This is a genomic window from Colwellia sp. MB3u-4, assembly GCF_014077065.1.
GTDB lineage: Bacteria > Pseudomonadota > Gammaproteobacteria > Enterobacterales > Alteromonadaceae > Cognaticolwellia.
Window position 1 is genome coordinate 172,303 of sequence record NZ_JACGVE010000088.1, and the last position, 12,688, is coordinate 184,990.

Genomic DNA, 12,688 nt, shown 5'->3' on the forward strand with positions numbered 1-12,688 from the left:
GCAGGGCAGTTTCAGCCACAAAAGGTTTAAATCGTGCCAATAGATAAAATTTGCCTATAAATGGAGATTAATAGTAGTTAATACCCTTAAGCACTTGTTGGTTTTCGCCCATACCGCCAATGGTCAGTAATTTTCCGTTGAGTTCTAATAGGCCACGATGGTCCATAGTGGCGGTTTTGCTATAGGTAACTTGCCATTTATTAGTGTCGAAATTATAGCGCCAGACTTCATTGCTTGGCTTTGATGGTTCGCCGTTATAACCTATGCCGTTGTAATTATAAGGATTATTACTACCACCAATAAAAACAATTTCTTTTGTGTTCGATGTGGTATTTATCGTACCTTTTGCCGCCATACGGTATCGTGACTGCCCCGTTGGGTGCTTGACTTTAAACCACGAAATTTTACTTGGACTTTGCGGGTTTATTTCCCCGCGATAGCAGGCAGTTTGTGCCGCATAGCTTCGACGTTTATTAAAGTGAACTTCAATACCAACACCATCGCAAACCAGTATTTTATTATCAATAATACCACCGGCTTGGCCAAATACCGCTTTACCTGGAAAGGGTGATGCCTGCTGCCATTGGTTGGTTTTTGTATCATACAATTGCACTAAATTAACGTTACCGTCATTATGCCAACCACTGATTAAGTAGATATAACGGCTTTGATAAGGCAGCGCAATACTGTCATCAACGGGTATGGGCATAGGGGTTAATGCTTGATAGTGATCTTCTAAAACATGATAAGCATAAACGTCAGGCACCGACACTTCACTATGATCTTTAGCAAGGGTATAACCACCAAAAACATAAGCTACCTCATTAATGGCAGTAGCAACACTTGCTAAGCGACCAACCAAGCCATTGACTGTTTCTTTTATTGGTACAGCAGATTTCTCACGCCATTGATTTTTAGTCACATTATAAACAAAGCTGCGATTATGAACATCTTGGTAGCCTTTGCCGTTTGCTAGTCCGGAAAACGAAATGATGTAGTCTTTATTATTAATTTTCACTTGCGCAACGGCATTATTGCTAACGGCTTGCGGTAGTTGGCTGTGCTCACTGGCTTTGGCTATTACTTGAAAAATCACAGTAGGTAGAGAGAAACAGAAGGCTAACAAGATAAAAGGTAGTACTTTTGGCATGGGTGACTCATGTAATTAATTTAAGCGATTTAAGCAGTAATCCTACCATGGAATATAATGAGCAGAATACTTCCTACTAAATTAAGCATTTAAATGATTTTAAATTACTTAAGCGCTTGATTTTTATATGCTTAGTAACTCATTAATTGATATTATTTTATCAAATGTGACTTAGAGTACCAGTATCAGTTTGTTGTAAATAGGTGATGTCATAACTTGTAATTTTTTGTCAATTAATTGTAATTAAAGGTTTTAAAGGTGTTAATTCTGATGTTAGTATCGCTAGCGACTTTTAATATAAATCATCAGTTTCATGCTGATTTATATTAATATTTTTTAGTCCTTCATCTAAATACACTAATAAATTTGAAGGTTAGTTTTTTAAACCTAAGAGAGAACTATGAGAGAATTTACAAAAATAAAAAAAGCTATTTCATTAGCTATTTTTGGCAGCATAATTACCATGCCTGCTTTAGCTTTTGAAGAGCAAGAGCAAGCAGTCAGTGAAGTAGAGCGTATTGCGGTTACAGGTTCACGTATTGCTCGTTCAGAGCTTTCCCAACCAACGCCAATTATCGTACTTGACGCTAAAGATATCGCTAAGTTTGGTTCACCAGACTTAGGTAGTATTTTAAGTGAATTGCCAGCTATTGGTTCAACAGACACTTTAATCGGTAACAATAATAGTAATGCAGCTGCAGGAACAAGCTCTGCAGATTTACGTCGTCTGGGTTCAGCTAGAACATTAGTTTTAATCGATGGTAAACGCCATGTAGCTGGCACACCTGGAGAATCAACGGTTGATTTATCAACAATTCCTGCGGCGCTTATTCAACGAGTTGAAATTATCACGGGTGGTGCTTCTGCTATCTATGGTTCAGATGCTGTTTCGGGTGTAATTAACGTTATATTGAAAAAAGATTTTGAAGGTTTTTCGGCAAACTTAACCGGAACAAAATCTACTGAAGGTGTGAATGACAGAAATCACACTTTCAATATTTTAGCGGGTACAGACTTTGCTGATGGTAAAGGTAACTTAACATTCTTTACTGGTATTGAGCGTGTTGGTGAGGTGATGTCTGCAGATATTCGCCAATTTGAAGGTTGGGGTACAGTAATAAACCCAGATGACGGCGGCGAAGATGACGGTATTCCTGATAAACTTAGAAGACGTAACGTATCATCAGAAATGATCCATGCAAATGGTGTTATTAACCCTTTTGGCGGTGCTGCGGGACGTTTTGTTTTCGACAATGCTGGTTCCCCTATAGTTCAAACAGATCGTGAATTTAGTAACAGCTTTGCATTTGGTAACTTTCCTGATGGTTGTCAGTACTGTTTCAATGGTGAAGATTACGAAAACTATTCACCGGGTGTTAAGAAGATTAACGTAGGTTCAACATTAAGATTTGATCTTACCAATAATATTTCTTTTAACAGTGATTTTAAATACGTTCGTTCTGATGTAGTACAACAATTTCAGCCTTCATTTAGATTTGGTAGCATTGCTATTGATGTAGAAGAGAATGCCTTTCTAGATGCGGGTTTGCGTCAAACATTATTAGACGCGGGTCAAACTAATGTAGGTATGGCGAAGTTTTTTGATGAGCTTGGTAACCGCTCTGCAGCTAATCGCCGTGATTTATTCAGATATACAGCAGGTTTTGAAGGGCAATTTTCAGTTAGTAACACTGCCATGGATTGGGAATTATATTACGTTAACGGTGAAACAACTAACGTACGTAAAACACTTAATGACTTAATACCAGATAACTTTGTTGCAGCTGTTGACTCAGTAATCGATCCTGATACTGGCCAAGCAGCATGTCGTAGCCAAGTAGCTAGTGCTCAGGGTGATGATTACGAAGATCCAGCCTCTGTAAATGGTAATAATTGTGTTGCATTCAATCCATTTGGTCAAAGTTCTTCACAAGAAGCTCGTGACTATGTATCTGCAGATGTAACGATATCGGATACTATTAAGCAAGAATTTGTTGGTGGTGCAATCTCGTTTGATACAGCAGAGTTTATGGAATTACAAGGTGGTGGTATCGGTTTTGCTGCGGGCTTTGAATATCGTGAAGAATCTTCAGAGTCAATTACAGATGAATTTACTAAGCGTGGTTTTTTAACGAGTGCTGCTTCACCAGACACATACGGTGAATACGATGTAAGTGAATTTTTTGTTGAAGTAAGTTTACCTCTACTTGCTGGTATGAAATTCGCACATGAACTCACTGTAGATGCAGCGTTTCGTACCGCTGACTATTCTCATGCAGGTAAGGCAGAAGCATGGAAAGTTGGTTTGATGTACGCGCCATTCGAAGATTTGCGTATTCGCGGTACAATTGGCGAAGCGGTACGTGCTCCAAATATCGCAGAAGCATTTGATCCAGTTTCTCCTGGTTTTGCACGTGTAAGCGATCCATGTGATGCTGATAATATTTCAGATGATCCAGATCGCGCAGGAAACTGTGCTGCTTTAGGTGTTCCTGCTGATTTCCAAGCAAACGATAATGTATCGGTAGATCTACTTTCAGGCGGTAACCCTGATTTACAATCGGAAGACTCAGAGTCTATGACTGCTGGTTTTGTTTGGACTCCTTCGTTTGTTGAGGACTTCTCTGTTACAGTTGATTATTATGATATTGAAATCACTGATGCCATTACATTCGTTGCAGCACAAAATGTTGCTGATAACTGTGTAGATGCGACCGGCAGCCCAGATGCTGGTTTCTGTAGTCAAATTGATCGTAACCCAACAACAAATGACATTGAACTTGTTCGTTCTGGTTATTTAAATGCTGCGGCGTTAAACACTAAGGGTGTTGAAGCTGTATTTAGATACACTACAGATCTAGGCGCTTTTGAGCTTCCTGGTGAGTTAAAAACCACCCTAATGGTGAGTAAGTTACTAGAGTTGGAACAATTTGAATTCCAAGACCGCCCAGACGAAATAAACGTTGAAGATGGTGAAGTAGGTGATCCAGGACTTCAACTGCGCTTTGGTTTAGATTATGAAATTGATGATTTAGTTGTAAGCTGGTCAACTCGTTTTATCGAGCGTAGTTTTACGTTAGATATTTCTCCTACTGGCGATACAGCAGAAGATACATCTCCTGCGTACATTGGCTCTATAACGACACATGACGTATCATTTAATTACCTAGTAAATGATAACGTATCAGTAAGTGCCGGTATTCGAAACCTAACAGACAAATTAGCGCCAGGCTATACAGCAAACGCTATTTATGACTTAGTTGGTCGTAGAGCATTTGCCGGTGTTAACGTAAGATTCTAATAACTGACTAATAAATTGGCACATAGCCAATTTATTATAAAAGCAATAATACTTAGGTATTATTGCTTTTTTTTGAGTAATTTAACTCAGGTTATCAAAAAAATTTAGCTTATTTAAAGGTAATCAATGCATTCAGTTGTTTAATACAGTTCGGCTTGCTAAATTTTTGGCGACCAACGGATATAAAATTAAGTTATAGCGTTTTGCGCTAAGTACTTGAATGAGTAAAGCCGTTTATAGGCACAATATTACCTGTAGGATGGAATTTATGTAGTCAACTTTATGTAGTCAACTTAACAGACTAGGTTCAGTTTACACGCTTACTGGCGACAATCGCATACTAAGCGAAATTAAAAAGAAATTGGTTTACGCTTTGAGCGAGTCTTGTCAGTGACTTGAACACTTTGTGCTTTGTCATTATTACTGGATTTTTTCTTTTTAGCTTTTTTAAACGCGTTTTGTTTAGTTAAGGTGGCCTCTGCTTGTTTTTTTGTTGTTAGGGGTAATTCGTCTTTACCTAGTTTAACCACATTAACCTGAATAATTTCACTGTTAAATTCTATAATATCAGCGTGATAAACTTTTTTGCGCTTTTGTAATTCTACTTCGTTATTCAATAATACATATCCCTCACTGATCACTATTTTAGCTTCACCGCCACCACTGACCATATTCGCTATTTTTAATAATTTGCAAAGTTCAATAGGTTGTATAGAAACATCAATAAGTGGAAAGTTTGAAGGCATGTAAGGTCTATTCTTGTAGTTAACGAAAAAACTGATTATATCTTAGTTGTTTTGTGATGTCGTTGTCGTATTAGCGAGAAGGGCAAGTAAAGTTAATAACTAGAGTAGCGTCAATTATCAATGTCTAGATAATAGGATAAAACCCCGTTAGCAACCATTATTTCACCAGCATTAACCACAGCGGCAATAAATGCATTAATGGTTAAATTAATGGTTAAATTAAAGTATTATTGCATTTATTAATGTAAACAAGCGGGCTGTTGTCCGCTTTTTTGATGCCTAAATTCTGTAAGATATTAAAATATTAGGTTTTTTCATTTTAAACGATATTTTTATTTGACAAGTTTGGTGGTTAATTTTTATCAAAGCATTAATTGTAACGCTTTATAACTTATGAATAACGAGATTTGAACGAATAAAAACCAATCATAAAAACACTTAATATAAAAAATTCAATATAAAAATAGTAACAAGCTATATAAATAACTCTGAGGAAGAGAACCCACCCATGTATGTAAAAAATTCGCAAACCTTTAAAAAATCTGTTTTATGTTTAGCACTCAGTTCCGCATTATCTGTAACCACCTATAGTTACGCTGAAGCAGTTGCCGGAAAACTTGCTGTTGAAGGCATTGAACGCATTCAAGTTACGGCCTCACGTCGTGCATCGACTGTGCAAGAGGCTCCTTTAAATATCACCGCACTTGATAGTGATGTGATGAAAGATCAAAACATTACACAATTATCAGATGTTGCTCGTTGGGTACCAGGTTTAAGTGTTGCTGATCAAGGGGGTCGTACGGGCTCTCCGATTGTTGTCCGCGGTTTAAATACTAACTCATCAGGCCCTGGCTCTGATGGTGGCACTGTGGCCACTTACATTGGTGAAATTCCCCTAGTCGTTGACATGAAACTCATTGATGTTGAACGAGTTGAAATATTAATTGGTCCACAAGGGACCTTATATGGTGCCGGCACTTTAGGTGGCGCTATTCGCTATTTACCGAATAAACCTGTGCTTGATGTAACCTCTGGTTCGCTCTATGGTGACATTTTCACTTTATCTGAAAGTGATGATACCGGTGGTGAAGCAGGTTTTGTTTTTAACACGCCATTAATTCAAGATGAATTAGCCGTGCGTTTTGCTTTTAATTATTTAAATGAACCTGGCTATATTGATTACAATTATGTGGTGCGCGAGGGAGGTGTTTCATTACCTGATCCAGATTGGTCAGATGCTGATGCAGTTAGCGCTAACCTAAAACAGGTGAAAGATGCTAACGATGAAAAAACGAGTACAGCTAAAGCGATGATCCGCTGGCAGCCGAATGAAGTTTTTGATGCAACTTTGTCGTATTTTTATCAAAAACAAGACATTGGCGGTCGCTCTATTGTTCATAATAGTAGCTTAAGCGAGACAAATCCTTTAACGACAGTTATAGGAGAATATGACTCAGGTTATCGCTATCAAGAACCAAGAGAAAAAGAAGACACTTTACTGAGTTTAGAAATCACCCTTGATTTAGGTTTTGCTGAACTGACTTCTGCTACCGGTTATTCAGAATTTGAAGCACTGGGGCAACGTGATCAAACCGACTTACTTATCCGTTTAGATTACAGCTATGAAGAATTTCCAGGTTTTTCCACTTTTACTCGAGAAGTGGATGAAGCTGAAAACTTTACCCAAGAAATTCGTTTAGTATCAACAGGAGATTCAGCACTTTCTTGGATTGTAGGTGCTTATTACAACCAATTCGAAAGTTTTGGTGATAGCCGTGAATATGCGCCTGGCTTCGATCAATATGCTGTTGATAACTGGGGTGGCAATCAATTACGTCCTGATTCATTAGAGTATATTTCGGTGGGTAATACTGACATCACTGAATCAGCTTTGTTTGGTGAGTTAACTTATAGCGTAACCGATAAATTAACGCTGATGATTGGTGCTCGTTTTTATGACTATGAAGTTAACTCGTCTTCAGCAGTAGACTTACCTTTGTATAACACCTTATTTGATAATTATGCAGCAAGTGAAATCAATTTAGATCTTGAAAGCACTCCGCCTGCTGATGGTGATGGCAACTTATTGAAAGTTAATGCCAGTTATCAATTTAGTGATGATGTGATGGCTTATGCCACGTTAAGTGAAGGCTTCAGAATTGGTGGCTCTAATGGTGTTGCTGCCTGCCCTGATGACGTCGAAGAATCGGGCTTTCAAAATGTTTGTGCCTTACCCGATGAAGCTCTTTACGAAGCAGATACCACAACTAACTATGAATTAGGTTTTAAGAGTACTTGGTGGAGTAACCAATTACATTTTAATGCCGCGGTATTTATGGTTGAGTGGGACAATGCTCAAGTCGCGGGTGCTACTTTCTATGGTCAGCAACCTATTACCAGCAATGCCGCAGCAGCAGAATCAAAAGGGGTTGAAATATCAACTCGCGCCATGCTAAGTGATAATATTACCGCCTATGCTACTTACGCTTATACCAATGCAGAATTAACCAGTGACGCCCCTTTTCTATTTCAAGTCTTAACTGAAGATCAGCTTGATGCAGGTGTAGAGCAAAGTTTTTATGATGGTAAAAATGGTGATCGTTTACCCGGCTCACCTGAACAGCAGTTTTCATTAGGCGCAAGCTATTCTACCGAGATTTTTGGTCGCACAGGTTTAGATATCAATTACGGCTTAACTTATCAAAGTGATGTTTACTCTAAGGTCGGTTTACGCGCAGATGGTGAGGCTTTAGCCGGCTATGCGATAAGTAATGTGTCAGCAAAATTAACAGAAGGTTCTTGGTCGGTCACCTTATACGTGGATAATATGTTTGATAAATATGCCTATAGCTCGGTACGTCGTGATCAAGGTGATATTGGCTTAGCAAAGTTTCCTGTGATGAACTCGAACGATGCGAGCCTTCAGCGTAACTATGGACATTACTTAATCACGCCACGCAAAGTAGGAGTACGTTTCGAATATTTATTCGATTTGTAATGATTTAAGTATAATTTTTACTTAAATCAAAAGTATAAAAAAACAAAGGCACAGTATCATTTAAACGTTTAAATGATACTGTGCCTTTTTAGCATTTTTTTAGCGATTTATCCCCATAACGCCAACGCCGAAGCTTTAAACTGTATAACACAGTTTGTTATGACACCATTACAAGCGATGCAAGCAGTGACTTATTAACAGTGCGCGATGATTAAATGGGTAAAAAAAGTGGCATAAATAAAAACGGGAAATTTTGTGGATATTATTGTGGTTAATGATAATCCAATAGAAAGAATTAATACCCTTGTAGATATTTTTTTGTGATAAAAGCTGGCAAAGTATATCAACAAGTGTGATTTAAAATAACTAAATTTGAGTAGTTGAAGTATGTCTAACACAACAAAAATATTGCATCAGCAGGCGCAACAAGCTTTAAATCAAGGTTTGTATCAACAAGCCCATCAAAAACTAATCGCTATTTTACAACAAGATAAATATTTTTCGGATGCTTATTTTTTGCTAGCCATGATTGCTAGTGCGCATCATAATTTTCTTAAAGCTATTGAGCTAATTGAACAGGCCAACAAGCTTGCTCCTAACAATGCCGAATACTTATCACAACTGGCCAAGCACTATGCACTGGAAAATAATCATGTGCAGGCGGTGTACTTTGCTGAACTTACGGCTCAACTTGCCTCAAAATCATCATTAACGCTAGATACGCTTGGTGTGGCCTATAGTAAAATTGGCTTACACGAAAAAGCGGTGATTTTTTTTCAACAAGCCGTGGCCATTAACGATAAAAATCCTAATTATTTCTTTAATTTAGGCGCAGCACTCAAGTTTGTTGGTGATTTTGACGGCGCTAAAAAAGCCTATGAAAAAACTATCGCAATGGCTCCAAATCATTACAAAGCTCATGCCGCCTTAACGGGTTTAGGCGGCATATCGGCAACATCAAACCATATACCTCTACTTGAACAATTGTTTTCACAAACGCAACATGCAGACGACAGCTTATATATAGGCCATGCTCTTGCCCGAGAATATGAAGCACTAAAAGATTTTGATAAAGCATTTTTCTACTTAGATACGGCAAAAAAATGTAAACTCAAACAATTTAACTACCATTTTGATGAAGATAAAGCGCTGTTTAACCGTATTGAAAGTCACTTTAAAAATGTTGATAGCTCAAAGGTTCAAGGTTTCGACACTGATGAGCCAATATTTGTCGTTGGTATGCCAAGATCAGGCACAACGCTGGTTGAACGAATTATTTCACAGCACAGCGAAGTAACAAGTGCAGGTGAATTGCAGCACTTTGGTTTGCTACTTAAAAAAATGGCTAAAACCACCAGTAAGCGTGTGATTGATGCAGAAACAATAGCAGCGACAGAAAATATAAATTTTGCCAAGTTAGGCGAAGATTATATTGAAAGTACGCGGGCAATAACCGGTAAAACAGCAAAATTTGTTGATAAAATGCCATTAAATGTACTTTATGTTGGCTTTATTTTAAAAGCATTACCAAAAGCTAAAATTGTCTGCTTAGATAGAAATCCACTGGATACCATTGTGAGTAATTTTCGACAGCTTTTTGCGGTTAATCAATCGTATTATAGTTATTCATATGATTTAGAAAGCACCACAGAATTTTATTTACTATTTAAACAGTTAGCGGCGTTATGGTTAGCACTTTTTCCAGAAAATTTTTATTTTATTAATTATGAGAAGTTGGTTAATGACCCAGTAAATGAAGCCAAGCAGCTGATTGAATTTTGTAATCTTTCTTGGCAAGAGCAATGTGTTGATATTGAGCAAAATTCTGCGCCTGTCGCTACAGCCAGTGCAATGCAAGTTCGTAGTCCAATTAATAATAGTTCAGTGGGTAACTGGAAAAAATATGACGCTTATCTAGATGGCGTAAAAGCGATATTAGCCAGCAGAGAGCAAACTTAGTATTTTCATCTAGATTGATTTTTAGAAAACTCTGGCGAATTTGTAAAAGAAATTAATAGTATGCATTAGCACTAAAGCTAGAAAATACACATGTTTTTGATCGATCAATCACTTTGTGTCGATAGCTGAATATCAGCCTAAAGTCTTTCTTGAGCCATCTGGCTAACGATGAAGGTGATAATTCAAAAGAGCAGATATGACTTTAATTTCTTATTTATATTAATAATAAGGAAATTAAATAAGCAATAAAGATGGTGGACGATACTGTGCTTGAACTAGTGATTTGGCGCGGATAATAAAGAGGTGAATGTGCTTTTAGTTTTACTTTAAGAGGAATATTAATGGTATGGAAATTTTAACTGGAAATAAAGATGGTGGACGATACTGGGCTTGAACCAGTGACCCCCGCCTTGTAAGGGCGGTGCTCTCCCAACTGAGCTAATCGTCCATTTAAGTTTTACTTCTTTATGGCAAAAGAAGTGGTGGACGATACTGGGCTTGAACCAGTGACCCCCGCCTTGTAAGGGCGGTGCTCTCCCAACTGAGCTAATCGTCCATTTTAGTTTTGCTTCTTTATGGTAAAAGAAGTGGTGGACGATACTGGGCTTGAACCAGTGACCCCCGCCTTGTAAGGGCGGTGCTCTCCCAACTGAGCTAATCGTCCGATATAAATTTACACATACTATTTAACAGTACTAACAGAGAAGTGGTGGACGATACTGGGCTTGAACCAGTGACCCCCGCCTTGTAAGGGCGGTGCTCTCCCAACTGAGCTAATCGTCCTTCTCTGTGGGGGCGTATTATAGGGAGATCATAAAAGCTGTCAACCAAAACTCAGTAATTATTTATATTTATTTTCACTATTGAGCTTGAATGCTTTAAATTTGGACAGACTGATGGTTTTGTGAACTTTATTTTTATTTGTTGTCTCAGGTCGTCAGGAAATTTAACGCGCTAAAAGGTGTATTTCATGCACTTGCCTGATAAAATGGCGCAACTTTTTTAATAACCTTTGTTTTATTTGCTGACTTAAGCAAATAGATATTTCATTGAGACTTTTATGACTTTAACAACTCGATTCGCCCCTAGCCCTACGGGATATTTACATGTTGGTGGTGCTCGTACTGCTTTATATAGTTGGCTCTATGCGCAAAAAAATGGTGGTGACTTTATTCTTAGAATAGAAGACACGGATTTAGAGCGTTCAACACAGGCATCCGTTGACGCCATTATGGACGGCATGAATTGGTTAAACCTACCATGGACTCATGGGCCTTATTTTCAAACTCAACGCTTTGATCGCTACAAAGAAGTGATTGAGCAACTACTCACTTCTGGTAACGCTTATCGTTGTTACAGCACTGCTGAAGAAGTTGATGCTATGCGTGCAGAAGCGAAAGAGAAAGGTGAAATTGAGAAATACAATGGTTTATGGCGTGAACGCACCGATTATCCAACAGATAAGCCTTATGCGATTCGTTTTAAAAATCCATTAGGCGGCGATGTTGTTATTAAAGATATGGTTAAAGGCGATATTACTATTAGTAATGAGCAACTGGATGATTTAATCATTGCTCGCTCAGATGGTACACCCACTTATAACTTAACAGTTGTTGTTGATGACTGGGATATGAAAGTATCACATGTAGTTCGCGGTGATGACCACATCAGCAATACGCCAAAACAAATTAATATCTTAAAAGCATTAGGTGCAACCGTACCTGAATATGCCCATATCCCGATGATATTAGGTGATGACGGTAAACGTTTGTCAAAACGTCATGGCGCTGTAAGTGTAATGCAATATCGTGATGACGGTTTCTTGCCAGAAGCACTATTGAATTATTTAGTGCGTTTAGGCTGGTCACATGGTGATAAAGAAATTTTTTCTCGTGAAGAAATGATTGAGTTATTTGATCTTAAGGACTGTAACCGAGCAGCTTCAGGCTTTAATACTGACAAACTTATCTGGGTTAATCAGCATTACATGAAAACACTCGATCCGGTTTATGTTGCCTCTCATCTTGCGTGGCATATGAAAGAGCAGGGTATCAATGTTGAAAATGGCCCAGCCCTTGAAGAAATTGTAAAAATACAAGCGGACCGAGTAAAAACATTAAAAGAAATGGCACAAATTAGCCGATACTTTTATGAAGATTTTACTGAACTTGATGCGGGTGCGGTGAAAAAACATTTACGCCCGGTAGTAAAAGCACCTCTGTTGTTAGTAAAAGAGAAATTAGCGGCTTTGACTGATTGGTCAGCTGCACCCATTCATGCTGCGATTAACGACACAGCAACAGAGCTTGAAGTAGGCATGGGTAAAGTGGGCATGCCTTTACGTGTTGCTGCCACAGGTGGTGGCAATTCACCCTCATTAGACATTACCTTAGCATTGTTAGATCAGCAAAAAGTTTTGGCTAGAATTGATCAAGCTATTGCCGTGGTTGATGCGCGTATCGCAAATAGTTAATTTATAAAATTAACGTTTTGTGAAAAAAGATAAACAAAAGCCAGCGTAATTGCTGGCTTTT

General features: G+C 38.2%; 6 protein-coding genes and 4 tRNA genes. 4 read left to right on the forward strand and 6 right to left on the reverse strand.

Annotated features, from left to right (window positions below):
• Positions 1-67 precede the first annotated feature (67 nt).
• Complete coding sequence (locus H4J61_RS14970; protein WP_182185850.1) at positions 68-1,150, reverse strand: kelch repeat-containing protein; 1,083 nt, start codon at positions 1,148-1,150, stop codon at positions 68-70.
• Between the two features lie 400 nt (positions 1,151-1,550).
• On the opposite strand from H4J61_RS14970, the gene H4J61_RS14975 reads away from it, so the two are divergent.
• Complete coding sequence (locus H4J61_RS14975; RefSeq protein WP_182185852.1) at positions 1,551-4,451, forward strand: TonB-dependent receptor domain-containing protein; 2,901 nt, start codon at positions 1,551-1,553, stop codon at positions 4,449-4,451.
• A 350-nt stretch (positions 4,452-4,801) separates the two neighbouring features.
• Here H4J61_RS14975 and H4J61_RS14980 read toward each other — a convergent pair whose 3' ends face one another.
• Complete coding sequence (locus H4J61_RS14980; protein ID WP_182185855.1) at positions 4,802-5,197, reverse strand: RNA-binding S4 domain-containing protein; 396 nt, start codon at positions 5,195-5,197, stop codon at positions 4,802-4,804.
• 508 nt (positions 5,198-5,705) lie between these two features.
• Between H4J61_RS14980 and H4J61_RS14985 the strand changes: the two genes are divergently transcribed.
• Positions 5,706-8,195, forward strand: coding sequence for a TonB-dependent receptor (locus tag H4J61_RS14985; RefSeq protein WP_182185857.1), 2,490 nt, complete (start codon positions 5,706-5,708; stop codon positions 8,193-8,195).
• Positions 8,196-8,582: 387 nt separating this feature from the next.
• Positions 8,583-10,154 (forward strand): sulfotransferase, encoded by a 1,572-nt coding sequence (locus H4J61_RS14990; RefSeq protein WP_182185860.1) that lies wholly within the window; start codon positions 8,583-8,585, stop codon positions 10,152-10,154.
• Between the two features lie 372 nt (positions 10,155-10,526).
• Here H4J61_RS14990 and H4J61_RS14995 read toward each other — a convergent pair.
• The 4 genes from H4J61_RS14995 to H4J61_RS15010 all read right to left on the reverse strand — a co-directional run bounded on the left by H4J61_RS14995 (position 10,527) and on the right by H4J61_RS15010 (position 10,937).
• Positions 10,527-10,602: transfer RNA gene (locus tag H4J61_RS14995), tRNA-Val, on the reverse strand.
• Positions 10,603-10,634: 32 nt separating this feature from the next.
• A tRNA-Val gene (locus tag H4J61_RS15000) sits at positions 10,635-10,710 on the reverse strand.
• Between the two features lie 32 nt (positions 10,711-10,742).
• Positions 10,743-10,818 (reverse strand) — tRNA-Val (locus H4J61_RS15005).
• Between the two features lie 43 nt (positions 10,819-10,861).
• A tRNA-Val gene (locus tag H4J61_RS15010) sits at positions 10,862-10,937 on the reverse strand.
• A gap of 277 nt (positions 10,938-11,214) precedes the next feature.
• Between H4J61_RS15010 and gltX the strand changes: the two genes are divergently transcribed.
• A complete protein-coding gene (gene gltX / locus H4J61_RS15015) occupies positions 11,215-12,627 on the forward strand; it encodes a glutamate--tRNA ligase (protein ID WP_182137734.1) in 1,413 nt (470 codons plus the stop codon).
• Positions 12,628-12,688 lie beyond the last annotated feature (61 nt).